The 25,917-nt window shown below is 70.8% G+C and carries 22 protein-coding genes; 3 read left to right on the top strand and 19 right to left on the bottom strand.

Annotated features, from left to right (window positions below; genetic code table 11):
* From Asi03nite_RS16785 to Asi03nite_RS16720, 14 genes are all read right to left on the bottom strand, one after another.
* Window positions 1–338, bottom strand: a 338-nt coding sequence (locus Asi03nite_RS16785) for an RNA polymerase-binding protein RbpA (protein WP_203680802.1), incomplete at its 3' end; no start/stop codon positions are given.
* 95 nt (window positions 339–433) lie between these two features.
* The gene (gene secG / locus Asi03nite_RS16780; RefSeq protein ID WP_203680800.1) at window positions 434–688 is read right to left on the bottom strand and encodes a preprotein translocase subunit SecG; all 255 of its coding nucleotides are present in this window, start codon (window positions 686–688) and stop codon (window positions 434–436) included.
* Between the two features lie 93 nt (window positions 689–781).
* Window positions 782–1,573 carry a triose-phosphate isomerase gene (tpiA, locus tag Asi03nite_RS16775; protein ID WP_203680798.1) on the bottom strand — a complete coding sequence of 264 codons (792 nt, stop codon included), beginning with the start codon at window positions 1,571–1,573 and terminating at the stop codon, window positions 782–784.
* Entirely contained in the window at window positions 1,573–2,769 is a 1,197-nt protein-coding gene (locus tag Asi03nite_RS16770; RefSeq protein WP_203680796.1) for a phosphoglycerate kinase, read from the bottom strand. The genes tpiA and Asi03nite_RS16770 overlap by 1 nt, the downstream gene beginning before the upstream one ends.
* Window positions 2,770–2,777: 8 nt before the next feature.
* A complete protein-coding gene (gene gap / locus Asi03nite_RS16765) occupies window positions 2,778–3,779 on the bottom strand; it encodes a type I glyceraldehyde-3-phosphate dehydrogenase (RefSeq protein ID WP_203680795.1) in 1,002 nt (333 codons plus the stop codon).
* 337 nt (window positions 3,780–4,116) lie between these two features.
* The gene (gene whiA, locus Asi03nite_RS16760) at window positions 4,117–5,097 is read right to left on the bottom strand and encodes a DNA-binding protein WhiA (protein ID WP_203680794.1); all 981 of its coding nucleotides are present in this window, start codon (window positions 5,095–5,097) and stop codon (window positions 4,117–4,119) included.
* Window positions 5,098–5,155: 58 nt separating this feature from the next.
* Window positions 5,156–6,190, bottom strand: coding sequence for a gluconeogenesis factor YvcK family protein (locus Asi03nite_RS16755; RefSeq protein WP_203680793.1), 1,035 nt, complete (start codon window positions 6,188–6,190; stop codon window positions 5,156–5,158).
* Window positions 6,187–7,089 (bottom strand): RNase adapter RapZ, encoded by a 903-nt coding sequence (gene rapZ, locus Asi03nite_RS16750; RefSeq protein ID WP_203680804.1) that lies wholly within the window; start codon window positions 7,087–7,089, stop codon window positions 6,187–6,189. Before rapZ ends, Asi03nite_RS16755 begins: the two co-directional genes overlap by 4 nt.
* 122 nt (window positions 7,090–7,211) lie before the next feature.
* On the bottom strand, window positions 7,212–9,317 hold the full coding sequence (gene uvrC / locus Asi03nite_RS16745; RefSeq protein ID WP_239102736.1) for an excinuclease ABC subunit UvrC: 2,106 nt from the start codon (window positions 9,315–9,317) through the stop codon (window positions 7,212–7,214).
* Window positions 9,318–9,408: 91 nt separating this feature from the next.
* Window positions 9,409–9,954, bottom strand: a complete 546-nt coding sequence (locus Asi03nite_RS16740) for a Rieske (2Fe-2S) protein (protein WP_203680792.1) — start codon at window positions 9,952–9,954, stop codon at window positions 9,409–9,411.
* 729 nt (window positions 9,955–10,683) lie between these two features.
* On the bottom strand, window positions 10,684–13,650 hold the full coding sequence (uvrA, locus tag Asi03nite_RS16735) for an excinuclease ABC subunit UvrA (protein ID WP_203680791.1): 2,967 nt from the start codon (window positions 13,648–13,650) through the stop codon (window positions 10,684–10,686).
* Between the two features lie 129 nt (window positions 13,651–13,779).
* Window positions 13,780–15,573: a glycosyltransferase family protein gene (locus tag Asi03nite_RS16730; protein ID WP_203680789.1), complete on the bottom strand. Its 1,794-nt coding sequence runs from the start codon at window positions 15,571–15,573 to the stop codon at window positions 13,780–13,782.
* A gap of 54 nt (window positions 15,574–15,627) precedes the next feature.
* Window positions 15,628–16,272 (bottom strand): MBL fold metallo-hydrolase, encoded by a 645-nt coding sequence (locus Asi03nite_RS16725; protein WP_203680787.1) that lies wholly within the window; start codon window positions 16,270–16,272, stop codon window positions 15,628–15,630.
* Window positions 16,273–16,980: a maleylpyruvate isomerase family mycothiol-dependent enzyme gene (locus Asi03nite_RS16720; protein ID WP_203680785.1), complete on the bottom strand. Its 708-nt coding sequence runs from the start codon at window positions 16,978–16,980 to the stop codon at window positions 16,273–16,275.
* A gap of 179 nt (window positions 16,981–17,159) precedes the next feature.
* On the opposite strand from Asi03nite_RS16720, the gene rsgA reads away from it, so the two are divergent.
* Window positions 17,160–18,191 (top strand): ribosome small subunit-dependent GTPase A, encoded by a 1,032-nt coding sequence (gene rsgA / locus Asi03nite_RS16715; RefSeq protein ID WP_203680783.1) that lies wholly within the window; start codon window positions 17,160–17,162, stop codon window positions 18,189–18,191.
* Between the two features lie 112 nt (window positions 18,192–18,303).
* Here the strand turns inward: rsgA and Asi03nite_RS16710 are convergent, their stop codons facing one another.
* On the bottom strand, window positions 18,304–19,002 hold the full coding sequence (locus Asi03nite_RS16710; RefSeq protein ID WP_203680781.1) for a hypothetical protein: 699 nt from the start codon (window positions 19,000–19,002) through the stop codon (window positions 18,304–18,306).
* A 9-nt stretch (window positions 19,003–19,011) separates the two neighbouring features.
* The gene (locus Asi03nite_RS16705; RefSeq protein ID WP_203680779.1) at window positions 19,012–19,524 is read right to left on the bottom strand and encodes a SigE family RNA polymerase sigma factor; all 513 of its coding nucleotides are present in this window, start codon (window positions 19,522–19,524) and stop codon (window positions 19,012–19,014) included.
* A 339-nt stretch (window positions 19,525–19,863) separates the two neighbouring features.
* On the opposite strand from Asi03nite_RS16705, the gene Asi03nite_RS16700 reads away from it, so the two are divergent.
* A complete protein-coding gene (locus Asi03nite_RS16700; RefSeq protein ID WP_203680777.1) occupies window positions 19,864–20,487 on the top strand; it encodes an ATP-dependent Clp protease proteolytic subunit in 624 nt (207 codons plus the stop codon).
* 175 nt (window positions 20,488–20,662) lie between these two features.
* Here the strand turns inward: Asi03nite_RS16700 and Asi03nite_RS16695 are convergent, their stop codons facing one another.
* Both Asi03nite_RS16695 and Asi03nite_RS16690 read right to left on the bottom strand, forming a co-directional pair.
* The gene (locus Asi03nite_RS16695) at window positions 20,663–21,088 is read right to left on the bottom strand and encodes an uL11 family ribosomal protein (RefSeq protein WP_203680776.1); all 426 of its coding nucleotides are present in this window, start codon (window positions 21,086–21,088) and stop codon (window positions 20,663–20,665) included.
* 185 nt (window positions 21,089–21,273) lie between these two features.
* Window positions 21,274–22,083, bottom strand: a complete 810-nt coding sequence (locus tag Asi03nite_RS16690; RefSeq protein WP_203680775.1) for a transglycosylase SLT domain-containing protein — start codon at window positions 22,081–22,083, stop codon at window positions 21,274–21,276.
* 150 nt (window positions 22,084–22,233) lie between these two features.
* Here Asi03nite_RS16690 and typA point away from each other — a divergent pair, with 150 nt between their 5' ends.
* A complete protein-coding gene (gene typA / locus Asi03nite_RS16685) occupies window positions 22,234–24,096 on the top strand; it encodes a translational GTPase TypA (protein WP_203680774.1) in 1,863 nt (620 codons plus the stop codon).
* 292 nt (window positions 24,097–24,388) lie between these two features.
* On the opposite strand, the gene Asi03nite_RS16680 is transcribed toward typA, so the two are convergent.
* Window positions 24,389–25,390, bottom strand: a complete 1,002-nt coding sequence (locus Asi03nite_RS16680; protein WP_203680773.1) for a TerC family protein — start codon at window positions 25,388–25,390, stop codon at window positions 24,389–24,391.
* Window positions 25,391–25,917 lie beyond the last annotated feature (527 nt).

The following is a 25,917-nucleotide window of genomic DNA, read 5'->3' as shown; positions in this document are numbered from 1 at the left end:
CGGCCGCGACGCTGGCGCAGCTTGGCCAACGCCTCGGCGAGGATCGCCTCCCCGTCCGCGTCGGAGCGCCGCTCCTTCACATAGGCCAGGTGCGACTTGTACGGCTCGGCCCGCAGCCGCCCGGGCGGCTGCTCCTGGTCGAGCCCGGCCGGCTGGCCGCACCGCGGGCAGTCCCAGGTCTCCGGCGCGGCGGCGTCGGCGGCGAACCAGATCCGGCTGTCATGGCCGGCGGCGCAGAAGTAGCTGACCTGCCGGCGCGGAGCCGGCTCGGTGCGCTCGTCGGGGCGCATCGGGCTGGAGCCGACGCGACTTCCACGGATGGCGCTGCCACTGGACACGTACGTCACTCCTGATCGATTCGGACGACGACGACAAAAAACCGCGCGGCCGGAGAAACCGGCCGCGCGGCAGATTGTACGACCCTACCCGCGGGTCAGGAAGCCACCGCGAGCTTCAGCCAGAAACCGAGCCCGACGACGCAGGCGAACCAGATGACCCCGACCAGAACCGTGTACCGGTCCAGGTTCTTCTCGGCCACCGACGAACCGGCCAGGCTGGAGGTCACGCCGCCGCCGAACATGCTGGACATGCCGCCGCCCTTACCACGGTGCAGCAGGATCAGCAGGGTCAGCAGGATGCTGGTGATGATCAGCAACACGATCAACGTGTACGCGAACGCGATCGGCATGGTCGGGTTCATTCCTCTCGAAGGGCACAGCAGCGGTCCCACAATAGCGGGTGCCCGGCCGTTTCAGCCGGCCGGGCACGCGCTTTTTACAGCTCAGCGTGCTACGTGCTCCTTGAAACGCACGATGGAGGCGAATTCCTCGGCGTCCAGGCTCGCACCACCGACCAGCGCGCCGTCCACGTCGGGCTGCGACATGATCGATGCGATGTTGGCGGCCTTGACCGATCCACCGTACTGAATGCGGACCGCCTCGGCGACCTCGGTTCCGTACTTCTCGGCCAGGCGGGCCCGGATCGCTCCGCAGACCTCCTGGGCGTCGTCCGGAGTCGCGGTCTTGCCGGTGCCGATCGCCCAGACCGGCTCGTACGCGATCACGATCTGCTTGATCTGGTCTTCCTTGAGACCGTCGAGGCCCGCGTCGACCTGCGCGGTGCAGTGCGCGACGTGCCGCGACTCCTCGCGGATCGACAGGCCTTCGCCGACGCAGAAGATCGGGGTCAGGCCGGCCGCGAAGGCCGCCTTGATCTTCGCGTTGATCAGCTCGTCGGTCTCGTTGTGGTACTCCCGGCGCTCGGAGTGCCCGATCACCACGTAGGCCACGCCGAGCTTCGCCAGCATGGAGCCGGAGATCTCACCGGTGTACGCGCCGGACGGGTGCTGCGAGACGTCCTGGGCGCCGTACACGATCGCGAGCTTGTCCCCCTCGATCGCGGTCTGCACCGTGCGCAGGTCGGTGAACGGCGGCAGGACCACCGTCTCCACGGCCTCCAGCTGCTCGCCGGTCAGGCTCGCGGCCAGCTTCTGGACCAGCAGATTCGCCTCGAAGTGGTTGAGGTTCATCTTCCAGTTGCCGGCGATGATCGGCTTGCGGGTCACGTCACCCATCACTTCTCCAGAGCGGCGACGCCCGGCAGCGTCTTGCCTTCGAGGTACTCCAGGGACGCGCCCCCGCCGGTGGAGATGTGGCCGAACGCGGACTCGTCCAGGCCGAGCGTGCGGACCGCGGCGGCCGAGTCGCCACCGCCGACGACCGAGAAGCCGTCGATCTTCGTGATCGCCTCGGCGACGCCACGGGTGCCCGCGGCGAACGGGGCGAGCTCGAAGACGCCCATCGGGCCGTTCCAGAAGACGGTCCTCGCACCGGCGATCGCCGACGCGAACAGCTCCGTCGACCTCGGGCCGATGTCGAGGCCGAGGCGGTCGGCGGGAATCTCCGCGATGTCGGAGACCGCGTGCTCGGCGTCGGCCGAGAACTCCGTCGCCGCGACGACGTCGACCGGGAGGACGATCCGGCCGTCAGCCTCGGCGAGAAGCTGCTGGCAGGTCTCCACCATCTCGGTCTCGAGGAGGGACTTGCCCACCTCGTACCCCTGCGCCTTGAGGAACGTGAAGCACATCCCGCCGCCGACGAGGAGCTTGTCCACCTTCGGCAGCAGCGCCTGGATCACCGCGAGCTTGTCGGAGACCTTCGAGCCGCCGAGCACGACCACGTACGGCTTCTCGGGGGTCTCGGACACCTTCCGTAGGACCTCGACCTCCTTGACGACGAGGCCGCCCGCGTAGTGCGGCAGGCGGGCCGGGAGGTCGTACACCGAGGCGTGCTTGCGGTGCACCGCGCCGAACGCGTCGTCGACGTAGAAGTCCGCGAACTTTGCCAGCTCGTCGGCGAAAGCCCCGCGAACCGCCTCGTCCTTCGAGGTCTCCCCCTCGTTGAACCGCAGGTTCTCCAGGAGCAGGACCTGGCCGTCGGTCAGCGCGGCGACCTTCGCCTGCGCGTCGGCGCCGACGGTGTCGTTCGCGAAGATCACGTCCGAGCCCAGCAGCTCGCCCAGCCGGGTCGCCACCGGAGCCAGGGTGAACTTCGGGTCCGGCGCGCCCTTCGGACGGCCCAGGTGGGACGCCACGATCACGCGGGCGCCCGCGTCACGCAGGGCGGTCAGCGTCGGCAGCACCGCGCGGGCGCGGCCGTCGTCGCTGATGACGCCCGGATTCCCCTTGTCGAACGGGACGTTCAGGTCGGCGCGCACGAACACGCGCCGACCCGAGACACCCTCGCCGAGCAGATCGTCGAGAGTCTTCATGGTGAGGATCAGGCCCCGACGAGCTGAACCAGGTTGACGAGGCGGTTCGAGTAGCCCCACTCGTTGTCGTACCAGCCGACGACCTTGACCTGGTTGCCACCGATGACCTTGGTCAGGCCGGCGTCGAAGATGCAGGAGGCCGGGTCGGTGACGATGTCGGCCGAGACGATCTCGTCCTCGGTGTAGACCAGGATGCCCTTGAGCGGGCCCTCGGCGGCGGCCTTGATCGCGGCGTTGACCTCCTCGACGGTGGTGTCCCGGGCGGCGGTGAAGGTCAGGTCGGTGGCCGAGCCGGTGGGGATCGGCACCCGCAGGGCGAAGCCGTCCAGCTTGCCCTTCAGCTCCGGCAGCACCAGGCTGACGGCCTTGGCGGCGCCGGTCGAGGTCGGCACGATGTTCAGCGCGGCGGCGCGGGCGCGGCGCAGGTCCTTGTGCGGGCCGTCCTGCAGGTTCTGGTCCTGGGTGTACGCGTGGATCGTGGTCATCAGACCCTTCTCGATCCCGATCGTGTCGTTCAGGACCTTCGCCATCGGGGCGAGGCAGTTCGTGGTGCAGGACGCGTTCGAGATGATCGTGTGCTTGGCGGCGTCGTACAGGTTGTCGTTGACGCCCATCACGATCGTGATGTCCTCGTTCTTGGCCGGCGCCGAGATGATGACCTTCTTGGCACCCTTGTCGATGTGCGCCTTGGCCTTGGTGGCGTCGGTGAAGAAGCCGGTCGACTCGATGACGACGTCGGCGCCCAGGTCACCCCACGGCAGGTTGTTCGGGTCGCGCTCGGCGAACGCCTTGAAGGTGTTGCCACCGACGGTGATCTCGTCGGCGGTCGCCTTCACCTCGTGCGGCAGGCGGCCCAGGATGCTGTCGTACTTCAGCAGGTGGGCAAGCGTGGCGTTGTCGGTCAGGTCGTTCACGCCGACGATCTGGATGTCGGCCCCGGAGGCGAGCGCCGCCCGGAAGAAGTTACGACCGATACGGCCGAAGCCGTTGATGCCAACCCGGATGGTCACAGGTGGTCTCCTCGTTTCGGTCCGCCGGATTATGCGACCGGCGGAGGGTCTCGTGCCGGCCGCGTGAAGGGCCTGCACAGGGGCGTCCGGCCGCCGCGCCCGAAGGAGCGAGAACGCCGCAGCAGAAACAATCGGCGGCGTCACAGCGGGGGTTCGGCCGAACTGCCGGCACCGTCGCCGTCACCAGTGACCCTAGCCGAGTCTTCCGGCCCCGGACGCAGCGGGGCGCGACCTGAACGTTATCTAAAACGGATCATTCGCGAAGGGGCCGGAGATCCCGGAGGACAGGGATTCAAGCCCATTGATGATACGCCCGGAGAGCATGACCGAGATCACCTCAACAGGCCATCATCTCCGGGGTCACGGCTGCCTCGGTGTCCGGAATGCCGAGATCGCGAGCCCGCTTGTCGGCCAGCGCCAGCAGCCGCCGGATCCGCCCCGCGATGGCGTCCTTGGTCAGCGGCGGGTCGGCCAGCGCGCCTAGTTCCTCCAGCGACGCCTGCCGGTGCTCCAGCCGCAACCGGCCGGCCGAGGTCAGGTGGTTCGGCGCGTCGTCGGCGAGGATCTCCAGCGCCCGGGTGACCCGGGCGGCCGCCGCGACCGCCGCGCGGGCCGAGCGCCGCAGGTTGGCGTCGTCGAAGTTGGCCAGCCGGTTCGCGGTGGCGCGCACCTCACGGCGTACCCTCCGCTCCTCCCAGGCCAGCACGCTGGAATGCGCGCCGATCCGGGTGAGCAGAGCGGCGATCGCGTCACCGTCCTTGATCACCACCCGGTCCACGCCGCGGACCTCGCGTTCCTTCGCCGTGATACCGATCCGGCGCGCGGCGCCGCGCAACGCCAGCGCCGCCTCCGGCCCCGGGCAGGTGATCTCCAGCGCGCTGGAGCGGCCCGGCTCGGTGAGCGAGCCGTGCGCCATGAACGCGCCACGCCAGGCCGCCACCGCGCAGCAGACGTTCGCCGACACCACGTGCGGCGGCAGGCCGCGGACCGGCCGGCCACGCACGTCGAGCAGGCCGGTCTGCCGGGCCAGGGCCTCGCCGTCCTTGACGATCCGGACGATGTAGTGGCTGCCCTTGCGCAGGCCGCCGGAGGCGAGCACGTGCACCTCGCTGGGGTAGCCGTAGACGTCGGCGATCTCCCGGCGCAGCCGCCGCGCCACCGCGCCGGTGTCCAGTTCGGCCTCGACGACCACCCGGCCGGAAACGATGTGCAGCCCGCCGGCGAACCTGAGCAAAGAGGCCATCTCCGCCCGGCGACAGCATGGCTTGGGCACGTCGACCCGGCTCAGCTCGTCTTTGACCGCTGCCGTCATCGCCATCGTGTTGTCACCTCATGCGCCGGATCATGGACAGTTTGTGCCGCACTTACGCCAGTGATTAACGAGCGGCGCCCAATACTGGCACCAGTGCGACACCGAGTGCCTCAGGATCATGCCGTGGGCTCCCGTCCGCAACGGCGACGGGTGCCAATACCAGCTCGGCGCCCATCCGCAGCGCGGCCGCCCGGACCGGTTCCGGCTCGCCGGCCCATTTCTCGTCGGCCAGCACGGTGTCCACCCGCAGGTCGGGCAGATAGCGCTGCAGCGTCCCGAGGTGCCCGGCGGCGGACAGTCCCTGGGTCTCCTGGTCCGTGCCGAGGTTCAGGGTGACCAGCCGGCGGGCCGGGCTGCTCACGATCGCGCGGGCCAGTCCCGGCACCAGCAGGTGCGGCAGCACGCTGGTGTACCAGCTGCCCGGCCCGAAGATCAGCCAGTCCGCCTCGCGAACCGCTTCGACGGCCTGCGGGCAGGCCGGCGGGTCGGCCGGCTCCAAGCGGACGGCCTCCACCCGGCCGTCCGCGACGGCCACCGAGTGCTGACCGCGGATCGTGGACGTCTGTCCCGTGGCGTCGGCCACGTCCGCCTCGATGCCGACCGCGTGCAGCGCCATCGGCAGCACCCGGCCGCGGGCGCCGACCATCGCGGCGGCGTGGTCCAGCGCGCGCACCGGGTCGCCGAGCATCTCCATCAACCCGAGCAGCAGCAGGTTGCCGACCGTGTGCCCGGCCAGGGTGTCCTTGCTGCGGTCGGCGCGGCGCTCGATCCTGGGCCCGCGAACCACCGGCGGCAGCGAGCTGACCCCCGGCTGGGACATCGCCACGAACCGGTGCTGCATCACCTGCGCGGTCAGCTGCGCGGTCGGGTCCTCGTCGGCCAGCGCGGCGAGGGCCTGGCGCAGGTCGCCCGGGGGCAGCAGGGCGTCCCGCTCGACCCGCAGTCGGCCGCTGGAGCCGCCGTCGTCGCCGACCGTGACGATCGCGGTGATGTCCAGCAGGAGCTCCGCCGCGGTGTGCCGCAGCGCCCGCAGCGAGGCGCCCAGCCCGTGCCCGCCGCCGAACGCCACCACCCGGATCGGCCGGGCCGCGGACGTCACTCGCGCCCCAGGTCGCGGTGCGAGGCGTGTGCCGAGAGGCGCATTGCGCTGAGCCGCGAAGTCAACTCCTCGGTTATCGCCACGCTCCGGTGCTTGCCGCCGGTGCACCCGATCGCCACCGTGAGATAGCGCTTGCCCTCACGCTCGAAGCCGGGCGCGGTGGCCGCGATCAGCCCGGCGTAGGTCGCCACGAAGTCGGTGGCGCCCTCCTGGCCGAGCACGTAGCTGCTGACCCCCTCCTCCAGGCCGGTGTGGTCACGCAGCTCCGGCACCCAGAACGGGTTGGGCAGGAACCGGGCGTCCAGCACGTAGTCGGCGTCCGGCGGCAGGCCGTACTTGAAGCCGAAGGAGAGCACGGTGATCCGCAGCTTCCGCGCGTCCTCTCCGCCGAACAGCTCCTCCACCCGGCGGCGGAGCTGGTTGACGTTGAGGTGACTGGTGTCGATGATCACGTCGGCCTGCTCGCGGGCCTCCTCCAGCAGCTTGCGCTCGGCCGCGATCCCGTCGGCCAGCCGGCCGTCGCCCTGCAGCGGGTGCGAGCGGCGGACCGACTCGAAACGCCGGATCAGCACCTCGTCGTCGGCGTCCACGAAGACCACCCGCGGCGAGAAGCCGCGCTCCTTGAGGGCCCGCACCGCGCCGGCCAGATCGGTGGAGAACGCGCGGCTGCGCACGTCCAGCACCATCGCGGTGCGCCGGGCCGCGCCGCCGGCCGCCATGGCCAGCTCGGCCATCTCCAGCATCAGCGCCTGCGGCAGGTTGTCCACCACGTAGAAACCGACGTTCTCCAGGGCCCGGGCGACCGTACTGCGGCCACCGCCGGACAGCCCGGTGACCACCACCAGGTCGGTGCCGGCCTCGTCCGGGTCGACCACGTCGCCGGATCCGAACTCCCGCATCGCTTCCGTCACGCACGCCTCCCGCGTCGCTTCGCCCGCACCCTGCGGAGGCGGACACAACATGGTAGTCCGAGAGGTACCGGTCCAACCGCCGGACAGGTTGTCCGGTACCCGCCCGGGGGTCAGCTTCTCTGCGCCGGCGCCGGGTCGGTCCGCTCCGCGGGGGTCAGGTTGCTTCCGTCCGCGGGAGCCGGGTCGCTTTTCCCGGCCGGAGTCGGGTCGCTTTTCCCGGCCGGAGCCGGATCGCTTTTCCCGGCCGGAGCCGGATCGCTTTTCCCCGCGGGAGCCGGATTCAACGCGGCCAGCACCGCCTCGGCGGTCCGACGGCCGATCCCGGGCACCTCGATGATCTCCTCCGGCGTCGCGGCGGCCAGCCGCTTCACCGAGCCGAAGTGCCGCAGCAGCGCCTTGCGCCGGGTCTCCCCCAGCCCGGCCACGGTGTCCAGCGCCGACTCGGTCATCCGCTTGGCCCGGCGCTGCCGGTGGAACGTGATGGCGAACCGGTGCGCCTCGTCTCGCGCCCGCTGCAGCAGGTACAGCCCCTCGGAGGTGCGCGGCAGGATGACCGGGAAGTCCTCCCCCGGCAGCCACACCTCCTCCAGCCGCTTGGCCAGGCCGCACAGCGCCACGTCGGTGATGCCCAGCTCGGCGAGGACCGCGGCGGCCGCGTTCACCTGGGGCTGGCCGCCGTCCACCACGACCAGCTGCGGCGGGTACGCGAAGCGGCGCGGCCGACCGGTCAGCGGGTCGATGCCGGGCAGCTCGCCGGGCGCCTTGGCGTCGTCCGGGTCGGGCAGGTCACGCGGAGCGTCCGCCCCGGGCTGCGCCTTGTACCGCGCGAACCGGCGCCGCATCACCTCGCTCATCGCGGAGAGATCGTCCATGCCGCTGCCGTCCGGGTTGCCGCGGATGGCGAACCGCCGGTACTCAGCCTTGCGGGCCAGGCCGTCCTCGAAGACGACCATCGAGGCCACCACGTCGGTGCCCTGGATCTGGGAGATGTCGTAGCACTCGATGCGCAGCGGCGCGGAGTCCAGCCCGAGCGCGTCGGCGATCTCCTCCAGCGCCTTGTTCCGGGTGGTCAGGTCGCCGGCCCGGCGCAGCTTGTGGCGCTGCAGCGACTCGCCGGCGTTGCGGGACACGGTCTCCATCAGCGAGCGCTTGTCGCCGCGCTGCGGCACCCGCAGGCTGACCCGGCTGCCGCGCCGCCCGGAGAGCCAGTCGGCGAGCGCGTCCGCGTCGTCGGGCAGCGCCGGCACCAGCAGCTCGCGGGGCACGTCGGCCTCGCCCTCGGACTCCCCGTACATCTGGGTGCAGAAGTGGTGCACCAGGTCGCCGGTGCTCAGCTCCTCGACCTTCTCCACCACCCAGCCGCGCTGGCCGCGGACCCGGCCGTCGCGGACGTGGAAGACCTGCACGGCCGCCTCCAGCGGGTCCTCGGCGAAGGCCACCACGTCGGCGTCGGTGCCGTCGCCGAGCACCACTGTCTGCTTCTCCATGGCCCGGCGCAGCGCCGCGATGTCGTCGCGCAGCCGGGCCGCGCGCTCGAACTCCAGCTCCTCGGAGGCCGCCAGCATGTCCCGCTCCAGGCGCTTCACGAACGTGTCGGTGCGGCCGGCCATGAAGTCGCAGAAGTCGTCGACGATCTCCCGGTGCTGCTCGGCGCTGACCTGGCCGGTGCACGGGGCCGAGCACTTCCCGATGTAGCCCAGCAGGCAGGGGCGGCCGATCTGGCCGGCCCGCTTGAAGACGCCTGTCGAGCAGGTGCGCGCCGGGAAGACCCGCAACAGCAGGTCGAGCGTCTCGCGGATGGCCCAGGCGTGCGAATAGGGACCGAAGTAGCGCACACCCTTGCGTTTCGCGCCACGCATCACCTGCAGGCGTGGAAACTCCTCGTTGAGGGTCACCGCCAGGAACGGGTAGGACTTGTCGTCGCGGTACTTGACGTTGAAGCGGGGGTCGAACTCCTTGATCCAGGAGAACTCCAGCTGCAGGGCCTCCACCTCGGTGCCCACGGTCACCCAGTCCACGCTGCCCGCGGTGGTCACCATCTGCTGGGTACGCGGGTGCAGCGACCAGGTGTCGGCGAAGTAGGAATTGAGCCGGTTCCGCAGGCTCTTCGCCTTGCCGACGTAGATCACCCGGCCGGCCGGATCGCGGAAGCGGTAGACGCCCGGAGCGTCGGGAATGGTACCGGGCGCCGGACGATAAGTGGACGGGTCTGGCACAACGACAACAGTAGTGCCTGGGGCTGACATGATTGCCCGACCGGAGGTCCGGTGCCGCCGCCACGGCGCCGGATCTCCGGCCGATGCCCGCCTAGGCGGCGACGATCTTGTCGCCGTCCACCTTGACCTTCGTCTCCGCGAGGGGCTTCGGGGCCGGGCCGCCCTTGACCGAACCGTCCTCGATAGAGAACTTCGCGCCGTGGCACGGGCAGTTGATCGTGCCGTTCTTGACCTCGTTCACCTCGCAGCCCTGGTGGGTGCAGATCTTGGTGAACGCCTTGAAGGTGCCCTGGGTGGGCTGCGTGATGACGTAGTCGCCCTGGATGATGCCACCACCCGCGGGCACGTCGGCGACCAGCGCGAGCGAGGAGCCGGCCGCGCCGCCGCCGCTGTCCCCGCCGGTGCCGCCGCCGGTGCTCCCGCCCGCCGCGGCGCCCTTGCTGCCGGCCGGGGCCGGGTTCGCGTTGAAGTCGCTACCGTTCGGGTTGGCGCCGCTGGTGGAGGTGCCACAGGCGGCCAGGACCGCGGCGGCGCCGAGGCCGCCGGCGCCCAGCAGGACGCAGCGGCGGGTGGAAGAGGTACCCGCCTCCTGCTCGACCCGGGTGTCGACGTCGCACCTCGTCTGCACGTCAGTCATCTATCGCCCTCCAGTACCTGGTCCGCGTCCGATGTCACGCGGAGTCGACCGTGAGTACGCGGCTGCCACCGCGATCGGTTCATGCGCACGGGGAGAATTACGCCGCTGGACGCGGCGGCTTTCCCACCCGTTCCTACGCATACGCCGCCTCGGTTCGCCCTGCGGGCTCTCCGGGCGGCGCGCGCTCGACCCTAGGCGACCCATCCGCGCCGGTTGCTATGAGTCATCTAAGAACTTCCTAAAACCGATTCCCCGGTACGTCCGGTCCGCGACCGCCGCGGCGCGCTCCCCGCCGCGCCACGGCCCCGGCCGGCACCAAGAGGGCGCCTCGAACCCCTCCGGCCCACCCCTCAACGCCAGCCCACACCCCACCGGCTGGCACTCCGGGGTGCCTCACCCCCGCCCACACACCTGTGAGCGCCAGCCGACGGCCGGTGGCCGGCGCTCACAGGTGACTCACGCCCTCAGCGCCAGCCGACGGCCGGTGGCCGGCGCTCACAGGTGACTCACGCCCGCCCACACACCCCTCAGCGCCAGCCGACAGAGCGGCGGCGCTGGCACTGCGGAGTGCTTCCAGGAGCGCCGATGCGGGAGGTGGCCGACAAGCATCGGCGGTACTACCGCCTCGTCCTGCAGGCCGGCGCAGCCGGCATCGAGCGGGGGCTGGGGCGCCGGTGGCCGTGGGCCGGTGCGGTGGCCGGCGCCGGACCGGCGTACCGCAATCGGGTCTCAGACCGCGGCCTTGGCCTTGGCGCGCGCCGCCCGCGGTTTCGCCGCCTTCGTCGCGGGCGCCTTCTCGCCGTTGGCCTTCGCGGCACGGGCGGTCGCGGCCGGCGACCCCGACCCCCCGCCCTCGAGCCCCAGCATGTGCCGCAGGAACTGTCCGGTGTGGCTCTCCGGCACCTCGGCCAGCTCCTCCGGCGTGCCCATGGCCAGCACCAGACCGCCCTTGCTGCCGCCCTCCGGCCCCATGTCGATCAACCAGTCCGCGGTCTTGATCACGTCCAGGTTGTGCTCGATCGTGATCACCGTGTTGCCCTTGTCGACCAGTCCGTTGAGGACGATCAGCAGCTTGCGGATGTCCTCGAAGTGCAGGCCGGTGGTCGGCTCGTCGAGCACGTAGACGGTCCGGCCCGTGGACCGCTTCTGCAGCTCGGAGGCGAGCTTGACGCGCTGCGCCTCACCGCCGGAGAGGGTGGTCGCGGGCTGACCGAGCCGCACATAGCCCAGGCCGACGTCGACCAGGGTGCGCAGGTGCCGGTGGATGGCCGGCAGGGCCTCGAAGAAGGTCGCCGCCTCCTCGATCGGCATCTCCAGCACCTCGGAGATGGTCTTGCCCTTGTAGTGCACCTCGAGGGTCTCCCGGTTGTACCGTGCGCCCTTGCAGACCTCGCAGGGGACGTAGACGTCCGGCAGGAAGTTCATCTCGATCTTGATCGTGCCGTCGCCGGAGCAGTTCTCGCAACGGCCGCCCTTGACGTTGAACGAGAACCGGCCCGGACCGTACCCCCGGACCTTGGCCTCGGCGGTCTCGGCGAACAGCTTGCGGACGTGATCGAAGACACCCGTGTACGTGGCCGGGTTGGACCGCGGGGTCCGCCCGATCGGCGACTGGTCCACCCCGACCACCTTGTCGACGTGCTCCAGACCGGTCACCTTGATGTGCCGGCCGGGCACCTGCCGGGCGCCGTTGATCTGGTTCGCCATCACGGTGTGCAGGATGTCGTTGACCAGCGTGGACTTGCCCGAGCCGCTGACCCCGGTGACCGCGATGAACTGGCCCAGCGGGAACGGCACTGTCAGGTTCCGCAGGTTGTGCTCGCGGGCGCCGTGCACCACCACCTCGCGGCCCGCGGTCTGCGGCCGGCGCGAGGCGGGCAGCGGGATCGACCTGCGGCCGGACAGGTACGCCCCGGTGGGCGACTTCTCGTTCGCCAGCAGCCCCTCGACGGTGCCGCTGTGCACGATGTGACCGCCGTGCTCGCCGGCGCCCGGGCCGATGTCGACGATCCAGTCCGCGGTGCGGATGGTGTCCTCGTCGTGCTCCACCACGATCAGGGTGTTGCCCAGGTCACGCAGCCGGACCAGGGTCTCGATCAGCCGGTGGTTGTCCCGCTGGTGCAGGCCGATGGACGGCTCGTCCAGCACGTAGAGCACGCCCACCAGGCCGGAGCCGATCTGGGTGGCGAGCCGGATGCGCTGTGCCTCGCCGCCGGACAGGGTGCCGGCGCCACGGTCCAGCGACAGGTAGTCCAGGCCGACATCGACCAGGAAGCGCAGCCGCGCGTTGATCTCCTTGAGCACCCGCTCGGCGATCATCTTCTGCCGGTCGTCGAGCTCCAGCCCGGCCAGCAGCTCGGCGCACTCGCCGACGGACAGGTTGCAGACCTCGGCGATGCTCTTGCCGGCCACGGTGACCGCGAGCACCTCGGGCTTGAGCCGGGCGCCGCCGCAGACCGAGCAGGGCACGTCGCGCATGTACCCCTCGTACTTGTCGCGCGACCAGTCGCTCTCGGTGTCGTTGTGCCTCCGCTCGATCCACTGCACCACGCCCTCGAAGCCGGTGTAGTAGGAGCGCTCGCGGCCGTACTTGTTCCGGTAGCGCACGTGGACCTGGTCCTCGGCGCCGTGCAGGATCGTCTTCTGCACGCGGCTGGGCAGCGCCCGCCACGGCGTGTCCAGCTTGAAGCCCTCGGCCTTGGCCAGCGCCTCCAGCAGGCGCAGGAAGTACTCCTGGGTGGTGCCGCCGGACCACGGCTGGATCGCGCCCTCGCTCAGGCTCTTCTCCTCGTCCGGGATGATCAGCTCGGGGTCGACCTCCTTCTTCGTGCCGAGGCCGGAGCACTCCGGACAGGCGCCGTACGGCGCGTTGAAGGAGAAGACCCGGGGCTCGAGGTCCTCGATCGCCAGCGGATGGTCGTTCGGGCAGGCCAGGTGCTCGGAGAACCGGCGCTCGCGCTCCGGATCGTCCTCCGGGAGGTCGACGAAGTCGAGCAGGACGATGCCGTTGGCCAGGCCGAGCGCGGACTCCACCGAGTCGGTCAGGCGTTGCTTGCCGCTCGCCTTGACGCTGAGCCGGTCGACGACCACCTCGATGGTGTGCTTCTCCTGCTTCTTCAGCTTCGGCGGCTCGGTGAGGGTGTGCACCACGCCGTCGACCCGGGCCCGGGCGTAGCCCTTGGCCTGGAGCTCGGCGAAGAGATCGACATACTCCCCCTTGCGGCCGCGGACGACCGGGGCGAGGACCATGAAGCGGGTGCCCTCGGGCATCGCCAGGACCCGGTCGACGATCTGCTGCGGGGTCTGCTTGCTGATCCGCTCGCCGCAGACCGGGCAGTGCGGGATGCCGGTGCGCGCGAAGAGAAGTCGCAGGTAGTCGTAGACCTCGGTGATGGTGCCGACGGTCGAGCGCGGGTTGCGGGAGGTCGACTTCTGGTCGATCGAGACGGCCGGGGAGAGGCCCTCGATGAAGTCGACGTCCGGCTTGTCCATCTGGCCGAGGAACTGCCGCGCGTACGACGAGAGGGACTCGACGTACCGTCGCTGCCCCTCGGCGAAGATCGTGTCGAACGCGAGGCTGGACTTGCCGGAACCGGAGAGCCCGGTGAACACGATCATGGCGTCGCGGGGCAAATCCAGGTTGACGTCGCGCAGGTTGTGCTCGCGGGCGCCACGAATAGTCAGTCGGTCGGCCACTGCCAGCCTCTCCGTACAGGTGTATGAAAGTCGACTCGCCACTCTAGCGGCGGGGTACGACAAAAATCGTCTGACTGGATGCAGCGCCTCTCACATGGCGGACATTCCCGCAGAACGGACCTGGGAACCTCACTCCGTGGGGTGACCGTCCACCACCCAGATCTCGACGCCGCCGACCAGCCGGGGCTGACCCAGCGCGTCGACCAGGGTCGCCCGCAAGGCCGCCACGTTCGGCGCCTGCGGCACCAGCACCACCACCGCCACCCGCCAGTACCCGAGGTCCTCGTCGATCCGCTTGCGGTCGGCGCCGGTCAGAACCGCCGCCCGCCCGGTCAGCTGCACCTCGGTGAGCAGATCGGAGGTGAACCGCGTCGGCGCCTTCCAGGAACCGGTGTCGTCGGCGGGCGGGTCGGCCGGGCCCATGAAATAGCCCCGCGGCACCGCGAAGTCCAGGTTCTCCAGGGTCGCCCAGCGCTGCCCGGTCCGCCCGGTGGTCACCTCGGCCAGCGGCACCGTCACCAGCGTGCGGCCTTCCGGCACGTACTGCCTCCAAAGACCGGCGGTGAGGAACTCCGGCAGCGGATCGCCCTGGGCCACCGGCAGCGGCTTCGGGAAGAGCGGGACCAGCGCCAGCGCCATGCCGATCCAGAACCGGCGGCGGCGCGCCGGGGAGAACTCGCCGATCCGGTCGGCGGCCAGGGCCAGCAGGATGCCGGCGATCGTGGCCGGCACCATGGCGAACCGGGTGACGCTCACCAGGTCGATCACCGGCACGTGGCTGACCAGCGCGAACGGTAGCGGAATCGGGGTGTGGAACCCGGCCACCCGCAGTCGCGGCCCGAACGAGGCGATCAGCAGCACCAGCCCGGCGATCACCGCGGCCCGGGCGGCCGCGGAGCGCCACAGCATCCGCGCCGCCACGATGATCATCACGAGGCCGAACGGGCCCCAGAACGTGTTGTCCTCGGTGGCGCTCACGCTCAACCGCTCGGCCACCGGCTCGATGCCGGCCACCGCCGCCCGCGGGTAGGCCGCCACCGACAGCAGGTCGGTGACGAACTCGTCCGGCTTGAACGGCTGCCCGTGATAGTTGCCGGCGGCGAAGAACTGGTACCACAACGGGTAGCCGGCCAGCACCAGCGCCGTCCCGGCGGCGACCGCGAGCCCGCCCAGGAACCGCCGCGCCACCTCGCGCACCTCGCGCGGGCGCAGCACCGTGTAGGCGATCACGAAGACGCCCAGCGTGAGCGCGATGAAGAGCAGCGTCTCCTCGTTGATGAAGATCTGCAGCACGATCAGCAGGCCCAGCGGGATCCCGCTGCGCAGCGCCCGGCCCGGCTCACGCAGCCGCAGCACCTGCCAGACGATGAACGGCACCAGGTACTGGTTGACGAAGTTCACATGCCCGTTGGCGTGCGCGATCATCGCTGGCGCGAACCCGCACCAGGCCGCCCCGATCACCGCGGCCCGCCGGCTGCGCACCAGGTGCCGGGCGAGCAGCCAATACCACGCCGCCGCTGTCCCGGCCAGGCCCAGGGTGATCAGCAGCGCGACCGTGACGCCACCGCCCAGGAAGTGCGTGACCGGGGCGAACGGCAGGCTCAGCGCGAGGATGGCGGTGTTCGCCATCATGTTCACGCCGACCGGCGCGTTCAGGTTGCTCTCGAAGAACGGCGGCGCCCCGTCGAAGACCACCCGCTCGCCGTGGGCCAGCATGAACAGGAAGATCCCGTGGTCGTCGTCGTTCCCGTCGAGGACCCGCCCGTTCGGGTCGATCCACAGCCGGATCATCACCAGAACGGCCAGCGCCAGGAAGCCCAGCAGCACCCAGAGGTCGAACCGCCGCCACCCTCCGAACCCCTGCCGCGCCTCGGTGGCGACCTGCTCGTCCCGATCCTCGACCATCTCTTCCGCCGCACGCACCGGGCGGATTCTGCCAGAGCCGGCTGACAGCTTCCGGGGAGCCGGGAGCAGCGGTCACCAACCGCGCTCGCGCCACTCCGGAAGATGCGGGCGCTCGGCGCCGAGCGTCGAGTCCCTGCCGTGCCCGGGGTAGAACCAGGTGTCGTCCGGGAAACGGTCGAACAGCTTGCGCTCGACGTCGTTGATCAGGGACTCGAAGTTCTCCCGCACCCCGCGGGTGTTGCCCACGCCGCCCGGGAAGAGGCTGTCGCCGGTGAACAGGTGGACCCGGCCGTCGCCCGGCTCCTGGTAGGCCAGCACCACCGAGCCGGGTGTGTGACCCACCACGTGGATCACCTCCAGACGGTGCCCGCCCACCTCGATCGTGTCGCCGTCGGCCAGCGTGCGGGTGACCACCGGCAGCGGCGCGGCGTCCGCCGCGTGCGCGAGGGACTCCGCCCCGGTCGCCTTGATCACCTCGTCCAGCGCGAACCAGTGGTCCCGGTGCTGGTGGGTGGTGACCACGGTGCGCAGGCCGGCGTCGCCGATCAGCTCCAGCAGGGCCGGTGCGTCGTTCGCGGCGTCGATCAGCAGCTGCTCCGGGCCGGCCGTGAGCAGGTAGGCGTTGTTGTCCATCGGGCCCACCGACACCTTGGTCAGCGTGAGCCCGCCGCCCAGGTCGCGGGTGCCCGGGGCGGCGCCGGTGTACTCCTGGGACATCTATTTCCACCTCACGGGCCGGGGAAGCTCGCCGTCGGGCGAGACGGTCAGGTCGGCGCCGTCGGCACGGCCGGCCAGCCACGCCGCGATCGACCGGGTCGGGCCGCCGATCGCCGGGGCGCCGCCGGACGGCGAGCCGATCACGATCGGGTGCTCCACCCCGGCCGGGTGCAGCACCATCGCCGGCGCCGACGCGGGCAGGTCGCCGGCGATCTCGCGGAGCAGCCGCAGCGCGAACGCGTCCGGCCAGTCCGCCGGCGTGTAGCCGCGGCCCAGGTCGACGTGGTGCACCTCGACCTCGCGCAGCCGCGCCCACGGCACCACTGCCGCGGACGGGACGACCGAGGGATACCGGAACGTCCACGCGGTGGCCGGCATCGCGGCGGCCGCGTCGGCGAAGCGCTCGTGCGCGCCCCGCAGGTCGGCGATCTGCTCGGCGAGCGGCCGCCCGGCGCCCGCCTCGATGGCCTCGTCGCGGGCCTCGCGGGACGCGTACGCCGGGGTCTGGACCCCGGTCCGCGCCCAGGTCAACAGGTTCGTGTAGGCCTCGGCGTTGCGCGCCAGGTGGGTGAGGACGTGCCCCACCGTCCAGCCGGGCAGCGCGGAGGGCTCGCGGATCACCGAGTCGTCCAGCGCCCCGACGTCGCGCAGCAGCGTCTCGGTGGCCTGTTCCACGTCGGTCATCAGGACCAGCGGGTCGATCGTCACGACACTGACCCTAACGCCTGCGGAATTCGCTTTCGCGGCCACGACGGTGACCGTACCTTCGGTGGGCAGACGCGCCGCTGAAAAACGAACCCGCGGAGGAGGTGAGGCACGTGCCGTTCGTCGTTGCCGCGTCCCTTCCCCCAGGGGCCTGCGCCCCCAGTCGACCGTAAAGGGTTCCCATGTCGTACGACCTGTCCCAGCTCGGCTGGGACGACGCTGTCGCATCCTCGTTCCGCCCCTACGACCGCCCCGACACCGTCGCCGGCCGGGTCCTGCGCGCCGACCGCGGCATCAGCACGGTGCTCACCGCGGCCGGCTTGACCCGCGCCGGCCTGGGCGGCAACGCCCTGCTGGAGGCCGCCCGCGACCCGTCCCTGCTGCCCTGCGCCGGCGACTGGGCGGTGCTGCGCAACTGGCCCGACCGCCGGGTGACGCTGGAGCTGGTGCTGCCCCGGCGCACCACGCTGATCCGGCGCACCGCCGACAAGGACTCGTCCGGCCAGGTGCTGGCCGCCAACATGGACACCGTCGCGGTGGTCGAGCCGATCTTCCCCGAGCCGAGCGACGCCCGCGTGGAGCGGCTGCTGGCCCTGGCCTGGGAGTCCGGCGCCGACCCGGTGCTGGTGCTCACCAAGAGCGACACCGCCGGCGATCCCGAGGCGGTGGCCCGGCAACTGGGCGAGCTGGCCCCGGGCGTTCCGGTGATCCCGGTCAGCGTGCACCGCGGCACGGGACTGCGGGACCTGTGCGAGCTGGTCACCCCGGGCCGCACGCTGGCCCTGCTGGGCCGCTCCGGCGCCGGTAAGTCGACGCTGGCCAACGCGCTGGCCGGCGCCCCGGTGATGCCGGTGCAGGCGATCCGCGACGCCGACGGCAAGGGCCGGCACACCACCGCGTACCGCAATCTGATCACCATTCCGGGCGGCGGCTGCGTGCTCGACACCCCTGGCATCCGCGGTGTCGGCCTGCTCGACACCGGGTCCGGCCTGGATCGCGCGTTCGCCGACGTCGTCGAACTGGCCGCGCGGTGTCGCTTCGACGACTGCCGGCACGAATCCGAGCCGGGGTGCGCGGTACAGGACGCGCTCGCCGACGGCACGCTGCCGCCGCGCCGGCTGGCCAGCTGGCGCAAGCTGCGTCGCGAGGTGGCGGTGGAGAGCCGGCGGCGCTCCGTCCGCCTGGCGACGGCCCCCCGCCGGCGGCAGCACTGAGAGCGCACCACGCCGGGCCGTGACATCGTCTGCTGGACCCTGCTAGACCTGGACGCGCCGGATCCGGGCGATTGGCGCGCCCGGATTCGGTTTCCCATCGGTGTTACACGGATCAGCCGCGACCCTGCTCGGCGTTCGGGTTCACGTGGATGCCGGCGGCGAACTCGGCGATCTGGGCGGGCGTCCAGCCGATCCCGTCCCAGACCTGGACCTGGAGGTTGATCCCGTTCGGCTGGGGCAGGTAGAGCGTACGGCCGTCGGTGTCACCCTGCTTCTTGACCAGGGTGCCGGTCCGGTCGCCGACCTCGATCCGGTCGCCCCGCGGCGTGCCCTTCTCGTCGAGGGACTGCAGCATCACGCCGACCTTGCCGACGAAGCTGCTCGGGTCGTCGTCCGCCACGTTGCCCAGCGGCTCCGCGCTGTTCCGCGGCTTGGCGCCGACCGGGGCCAGGGTCAGGGCCGACTCGGTGATGCCCTGCACCTCCCAGCCGGACGGGATCTTGTCCACGGAGAAGCCGGCCGGCTGCTTCCCGGTGTAGGCGACCAGATCGAACGAGACGGTGCCCGTGGTCGCGGCGGCGGTGGTGCCGGCGGCCAGCGGGGCGCTGTCCGGCCCGGGGGCGCCGGTGGTGGTGAACGCGAGGGCCGCGGCGGCGACCGCGATCGCGAACGCGGACCCGGTGGCGGTCTGCAGGACCCGGCGGCGGCGCAGCGCCGTGCGGCCCCGGGCCAGGTCGGCGTCGGCCTGGGCGGTGGTGGGTTCGCCCGGCGACCCGGCGAGGTCGGCGAGCTGGTCACGCAAAGTCGTCATGAGATTCCTTCAGCGGTGGGCGAACGACGGGTTCTGGCCGATGACCACGCGGAGCCGCTCGAGGGCCCGGGCGGTCTGGCTCTTCACCGTGCCCTCGGAGCATCCGAGGGCGTCGGCGGTGTCAGCGACGTCGAGGTCGTAGACGTAGCGGAAGACCAGCGCCGCCCGCATCCGTGGGGGCAGCTGCCGCAGGGCCGCGCGCAGCCCGTCCGCCAGTTCCCCGGTCCGCACCGGCTCCGCCGCCGGGAGGTCCGGCACGTCTGCCATGGCCTCCTCCCGCCGCCGCCACCAACGCCGCCGTTCGTCGGTCAACGCGTTGACCATGACCCGGCGTAGATAACCGTCCGGATTGTCTGCCCGCTGGAACGCCGGCCAGGCCACGTAGAGCTTGGTCAGAACCGACTGCACCAGATCTTCCGCCAGGTGGGCGTCGCCCGCCGTGAGCAGAGTGGCAGTGCGCACCAGGCCGGACCTCCGGGACACCACGAAGCGGTGAAACTGCTCGTCGCGCTCGCTTCTCACGAGTCCTCCTTCGCTGTCACACCTCCCTGACGACTCGCGTCCGTCACCGGTTGCACGACCGCGGAACAGGATTCCGGAGAACGCCCCCGGCTCGCGCTCCGCACGCCGCCGGCCGCGTGGTGCGCGAGGCGCGCCGGCGACCGATCAGCGCCCGGCCCGCCACGCCCGGCCCGGCACGCCCGGCGCGCCCGGTTTGCCACGCCCGGCCCGGCACACCACGGGTCCGGCCACAGCCGGCCCGGCACGCCCCAGGCGGGCCACGCCCGGGCTCCCGCGACGCCCGGGCGTCAGCGGATCCACGCGTAGGCTGGCGTCAGACGCTGCGATCGGGAGGCGCCCATGACCCTGCGACACGACCCGTCCCGCTGGGGCTTCCCCCCGCAACAGCCGCAGCCGCCGTTCGACCTGCCGTCCGCCGGGCCCGCCTTTCCCGGCTGGCTCGAGGAGCGCCTCTTCGACCAGCGCATCGTGATGCTGCGCGGGCAGCTCACCAGTGAGGTCGCCACCGGCATCTCGGCGGCCCTGCTCACCCTGGACGCGGCCGGCCAGGCGCCGATCCAACTGCACGTCGCCTGCCCGGGTGGCGACCTGAGCGCCGCGCTCGCGGTGGTCGACGTGATGGACGCGCTGGTGTCCCCGGTGCACTCGCTGGTCACCTCGGAGGCGGGCGGCGCCGCGCTGGCCGTGCTGGCCGCGGCCGACCGGCGGGCGGCTTACCGGCACGCCCGGTTCAAGCTCACCGAGCCACGGGCGGCCGGGGTCACCGGCACTGCCGACGAGGTGGCGGCCGCGGCCGGGCAGCACCTGCGGGAGCTGGAAGAGGTGGTGGTCCGGCTCGCCGAGGTCACCGGCAAGCCCCGCAGCCGGGTGGAGGACGACCTGTCCGCCGGGCGCGCCCTCTCCGCCGCCGAGGCCCTTGACTACGGCCTGCTCGACGAGGTGGTCACCCCGAAGGCCCGCTGACCCCACCCGCAGGCCGGGCACCCCGCGACGCGCCACCGAGCGGCCGCCCGGAACGGAGCAGCGCCACGAAACCACCCCGTACGGGAGTCTCCGCGGCGCTGGGTTCCACCGAACCGGCGGGAAACGGGAACGGCCCCGAGCCGGAGCTCGGGGCCGTTCTCGAGAAGCGCTCGGGTCAGGAAGCGACCTTGACGCCCATCGAACGCGCGGTGCCGGCCACGATCTTGATGGCGGCGTCCAGGTCGTTCGCGTTGAGGTCGGGGAGCTTGCGCTCGGCGATCTCCTTGACCTGGGTGGCGCTGAGGGTGCCGACGTTCTGGGTCAGCGGGTTCGACGCGCCGGACTGGATGCCCAGGGTCTTCCGGATGAGGAAGCTGGTCGGCGGCGTCTTGTAGGCCAGCGTGTGGCTGCGGTCCTCGTAGACCGACACGATGACCGGGATGATCTCGCCCCGGTTCTTCGCGGTGGCCTCGTCGTACTCGACCTTGACGGCACGCATGTTGGCACCGGTCGGGCCGAGCATCTTACCGAGGTCGACCATCGCGGCGTTACCCGCCTCAAGCGCGAGGGTTACCTCATGGGTCTTCTTCTTGGGAGGCATTGGGTAAGGCTCCTTAGGGTGAGCTGCGGGCCGAGACAAACGCAGCTCGCCAGCATCAACGACACACGACAACCCCGAGACCTTACTACCGCTATGACGAGAGGGTCAAAACGGCTGGTAAGCGGGGTCTCGGGTCCGCCGACCAGTGTAGCTCGCGGTCCCGGACGACTCGGGACCGCCCCGGATCAGTACTTGTCGCAGAAGCAGGACACCATCAGCGAGCGCACCGAGTCCACGTACGCCGGGTTCGGCAGTTTCTTGGTCCTGGCGTTCGCCAGCACGTCGCCCGGGCCGAACTGGTACGCCGAGATCACCAGGTTGAGCAGGCACCACGAGCTGTGCGTCTTGCACCTGCCCGGGCTGAGGTCGAAGTTCTTGTCCTGGCCGAACGCCTTCTGTGACATGTAGCGGGTCAGCCAGGCCAGGTAGTTGGCCCCGGCATTCGCGTTCTGCTGGTACTGCGAAACGTCGTAACTCAGCCCGAACCGGCCGTTGATCATGTCCACGGTGTCCGGCATGAGTTGCATCAGGCCCTGCCCGCCGTCACAGTTGAAGACGTTGGTCTGCCAGCCGCTCTCGTGCCACGCGATGGCCTTGACCAGCGGGTAGTTCAACTTCAGCGACGGCGCCTCGTGGGTCCAGTAGATCTTGCCGGCCGCGGTCCTGAGCGCCGCCTTCACCTTGGTCTTGGCGACCGCGGCACCCTTCTTCGTGGAGCACGCCGAGATCTCGAAGTTGTTCGGGTCCTCGGTCGGCGTGGCCTCGGCCGTCGGCTTCCTCGTCGGCTTCGTCGACGTCTTCGACGGTGACGGGGCCGGCGTCGTCTCCTCGACGGCCGGAACGGGGTCCTCGGTCGGCGACTCCTCGGCCGACGCGGTCGCCGACTCCACCGTGACCGGCGCCGAGCCGTACGTTTCCCGCTCACCACCACCGAGCAGACCGCACCCGGCGGTCACCGTCAGCACCGCCGCGGCGGCCAGCAACCGCACCTTCATCGACGAACCCTTTCCCCGTGCGGATATCCCGAAGGAACGTTAACAACAGGCGCTCGGATTTCGCTGACCGGTAAACCGCCCAAAAGATCCCACAGCTCTGGACGTGACCCCGTGTCATGAACGGCAACCTGAACCGGGGACAATGGCCGTATGCAGACCCGCACCGACCTCCGTAATGTCGCCATCATCGCTCACGTCGACCATGGCAAAACCACCCTGGTCGACGCCATGCTCCGACAGGGTGGTCAGTCCCACGCGCGTGGAGAGATGGCCGAGCGCGCCATGGACTCCATGGACCTGGAGCGGGAAAAGGGCATCACCATTCTCGCCAAGAACACCGCGATCAGCTACCAGCCGGCCGAGGGCGACGCCGTCACCATCAACATCATCGACACCCCCGGCCACGCCGACTTCGGTGGTGAGGTGGAGCGCGGCCTGACCATGGTCGACGGCGTGGTGCTGCTGGTGGACGCGTCCGAGGGCCCGCTGCCGCAGACCCGCTTCGTGCTCCGCAAGGCGCTGCAGGCCAAGCTGCCGATCATCCTGGTGATCAACAAGGTGGACCGGCCGGACGCCCGGATCAAGGAGGTCGTGGACGACACGTACGCGCTCTTCTTCGACCTGGACGCCGACGAGGACCAGATCGAGTTCCCGATCATCTACGCCTGCGCCCGCGACGGCATCGCCTCGCTGAACCAGCCGGCCGACGGCACCGTCCCCACCGACAGCGCCGACCTGGAGCCGCTGTTCTCCACGATCCTGAACACCATCCCGGCGCCGACCTACACCGAGAACGCGCCGCTGCAGGCGCACGTGGTCAACCTGGACGCCTCGCCGTTCCTCGGCCGGCTCGCGCTCTGCCGGGTGCACGAGGGCACCATCCGCAAGGGCCAGACCGTCGCCTGGTGCAAGACCGACGGCACGGTCTCCAACGTGCGCATCTCCGAGCTGCTGATCACCGAGGGCCTGGAGCGCAAGCCGGCCGAGAGCGCCGGTCCCGGCGACATCATGGCCGTCGCCGGCATCCCGGAGATCATGATCGGCGAGACCCTGGCGGACGCGGAGACCCCGATCCCGCTGCCGCTGATCAAGGTCGACGAGCCGGCCATCTCGATGGTCATCGGCACCAACACCTCCCCGCTGGTCGGCAAGGTCAAGGGCGCCAAGGTCACCGCGCGCATGGTCAAGGACCGCCTGGACAAGGAGCTGATCGGCAACGTCTCGCTGCGCGTCCTGCCGACCGAGCGCCCGGACGCCTGGGAGGTCCAGGGCCGCGGCGAGCTGGCCCTGGCGATCCTGGTCGAGCAGATGCGCCGGGAGTCGTACGAGCTGACCGTCGGCAAGCCGCAGGTGGTCACCAAGGTCGTCGACGGCAAGGTGCACGAGCCGGTCGAGCGCCTCACCATCGACGCCCCCGAGGAGTACATGGGCGCGATCACCCAGCTGCTGGCCACCCGCAAGGGCCGGATGGAGCAGTTGACCAACCACGGCACCGGCTGGCTGCGGATGGAGTGGCTGGTCCCGGCGCGCGGCCTGATCGGCTTCCGCACCGAGTTCCTCACCGAGACCCGCGGCACCGGCATCATGCACCACCTCTACGAGGCGCACGAGCCGTGGTTCGGCGAGCTGCGCACCCGGCAGAACGGCTCGCTGGTGGCCGACCGGGCCGGCGTGGTCACCGCGTTCGCGATGACCAACCTGCAGGAGCGCGGCCAGCTCTTCGTCGAGCCCACCACCGAGGTGTACGAGGGCATGATCGTCGGCGAGAACTCCCGCTCCGACGACATGGACGTCAACATCACCAAGGAGAAGAAGCTCACCAACATGCGCTCGTCGACCGCGGACGAGACGGAGAAGCTGATCCCGCCGCGCAAGCTGTCGCTGGAGCAGGCCCTCGAGTTCTGCCGCGAGGACGAGTGCGTCGAGGTCACGCCGGCCGCGGTGCGCATCCGCAAGGTCGTTCTCGACCAGAACGCCCGGGGCCGGGCCGCTGCCCGGCGCAAGCACCAGTAACCGACGGCGCAAGGCCGCTGAAACGCCCCCGCCCTTCCGGCGGGGGCGTTTCCGCTTGCGGGGGTACGGCGATCACCGGCAACTCCGACCGTGCCACGTTCCCGAGCCGGTCACCGATGACTCGCGCCGGCCCACACGACCCCGGGTGGGCCGGCGCGAACGGTCCCGCCCGGCCGAACGGCTCTGCGCCCGGAACGGGGCCGGGCCCGGGCGACGGAAGTCACCCGGGCCCGGCTCTTCAGGCGTGTGGCGGGACGGTGCTCAGGCCGTACCCCGTCATCCGGTTTTGATCTCAGCGTTGCGCGCCGGCTAGTTCCCTTTTCCGGTCCCGGGCCGACTTGGCCAGGCTGGCGGCCGTGGCGACGCCGAGCGTGCCGAGGATGACCAGCAGCGACAGCCAGATCGGGATCTCCGGGGCCCAGTGCAGGCCGTGACCACCGTTGATGAACGGCAGGCTGTTGGTGTGCAGGGCCTCCAGGAACAGCTTGACGCCGATGAAGGCGAGCACCACGGCGAGGCCGACGTTCAGGTAGACCAGGCGCTCCAGCAGGCCGCCGAGCAGGAAGAACAGTTGGCGCAGGCCCATCAGCGCGAACACGTTCGCGGTGAAGACCAGGTACGGCTCCTTGGTGATGCCGAAGATCGCCGGAATCGAGTCGAGCGCGAAGATCAGATCGGTGGTGCCGATCGCGATCATCACGATCAGCATCGGGGTGAAGAGCCGCTTGCCGGCCGCGGTCACCACCCGGAACTGGCCGTCGCCGAAGGACGAGGACAGCGGCAGCGCCCGCTTGGCCCAGCGGATCAGCACGTTCTCCTTGAAGTCCTCCGCGTCGTTCTCGCCACCCTTGACCAGCGTCACGGCGGTGTACACCAGGAACGCGCCGAAGATGTAGAACACCCAGGAGAACTGCGAGATCAGAGCCGCACCCGCGGCGATGAACGCGCCCCGCATGACCAGGGCGAGCACGATGCCGATCAGCAACACCTTCTGCTGATAGCGGCGCGGCACCGCGAACCGGCCCATAATGATCACGAAGACGAACAGGTTGTCGACGCTCAGCGAGTATTCGGTGAGCCAGCCGGTGTAGAACTCGCCGGCGTACCGCCCGCCGGCGAGGGCCCACACCCCGGCTCCGAAGACCAGCGCGAGCGTCACGTAGAAGGCGACCCAGCCGCTGGCCTCTTTCATGGTGGGCTCGTGCGGTCGCCGGCCGATGATCAGCAGATCCACGGCGAGCACGGCGACCAGCGCCACCAAAGTGGCAAGCCACACCCAGGCTGAAACGTTCAAGACTAACCTCCGGCAGACACGTGTCGTCGCTGCACTTCCTCAAGATTGCGAGAAAGAACAGCGACGTGCGACTGTCGGAGGTCTCTTCCGCCGCGATCCTCGCGCGACCCCCGGCCCCGGGTTCACCCGCTGGTCATCCAGCGCGCGTTCCGTGTTGACGAGACCGGAGCGGGGGAATACTCCCCTCCCACGCAGCCATTGTTGCGCATCCGCGCCCCCTTCGGCACACCGGGCGGGCGAAGAGTGGCAGGACTCGCTCGCCAAACCACCCAGGCGGGCATTACCGGTACGTAAACTCGGAGCCACCCGGCTCGCACCCTTCCAAGATCCACCCGTGCTCCGACGGACCACCCCGGGCAGGCTCAGGTGACCGGGCCGGCGCGGGCGTTGATCTCGAACCGCGACCCGTACGGCCGCCGACGTCGACGCGGGGCGGCGCGGTCCGGGATGGCGCGGTCCGGGATGGCGCGGTCCGGGATGGCGCGGTCCGGGATGGCGCGGTCCGGGATGGCGCGGTCCGGGATGGC

The organism is Actinoplanes siamensis, assembly GCF_016862395.1.
Lineage (GTDB): Bacteria > Actinomycetota > Actinomycetes > Mycobacteriales > Micromonosporaceae > Actinoplanes > Actinoplanes siamensis.
This window is presented reverse-complemented; position numbering and strand designations above follow the sequence as displayed.

Excerpts from the sequence above, each read along its gene's own strand:
- Asi03nite_RS16770 (WP_203680796.1), bottom strand. The coding sequence starts at position 2,769 with ATGAAGACTCTCGACGATCTGCTCGGCGAGGGTGTCTCGGGTCGGCGC.
- rsgA (WP_203680783.1), top strand. The coding sequence starts at position 17,160 with ATGTCGTACGACCTGTCCCAGCTCGGCTGGGACGACGCTGTCGCATCC.
- Asi03nite_RS16690 (WP_203680775.1), bottom strand. The coding sequence starts at position 22,083 with ATGAAGGTGCGGTTGCTGGCCGCCGCGGCGGTGCTGACGGTGACCGCC.
- Asi03nite_RS16725 (WP_203680787.1), bottom strand. The coding sequence starts at position 16,272 with ATGTCCCAGGAGTACACCGGCGCCGCCCCGGGCACCCGCGACCTGGGC.
- tpiA (WP_203680798.1), bottom strand. The coding sequence starts at position 1,573 with ATGGGTGACGTGACCCGCAAGCCGATCATCGCCGGCAACTGGAAGATG.
- Asi03nite_RS16710 (WP_203680781.1), bottom strand. The coding sequence starts at position 19,002 with ATGACGACTTTGCGTGACCAGCTCGCCGACCTCGCCGGGTCGCCGGGC.
- Asi03nite_RS16700 (WP_203680777.1), top strand. The coding sequence starts at position 19,864 with ATGACCCTGCGACACGACCCGTCCCGCTGGGGCTTCCCCCCGCAACAG.
- Asi03nite_RS16740 (WP_203680792.1), bottom strand. The coding sequence starts at position 9,954 with ATGACTGACGTGCAGACGAGGTGCGACGTCGACACCCGGGTCGAGCAG.
- Asi03nite_RS16695 (WP_203680776.1), bottom strand. The coding sequence starts at position 21,088 with ATGCCTCCCAAGAAGAAGACCCATGAGGTAACCCTCGCGCTTGAGGCG.
- rapZ (WP_203680804.1), bottom strand. The coding sequence starts at position 7,089 with ATGCGGGAGTTCGGATCCGGCGACGTGGTCGACCCGGACGAGGCCGGC.
- whiA (WP_203680794.1), bottom strand. The coding sequence starts at position 5,097 with ATGGCGATGACGGCAGCGGTCAAAGACGAGCTGAGCCGGGTCGACGTG.
- secG (WP_203680800.1), bottom strand. The coding sequence starts at position 688 with ATGCCGATCGCGTTCGCGTACACGTTGATCGTGTTGCTGATCATCACC.
- typA (WP_203680774.1), top strand. The coding sequence starts at position 22,234 with ATGCAGACCCGCACCGACCTCCGTAATGTCGCCATCATCGCTCACGTC.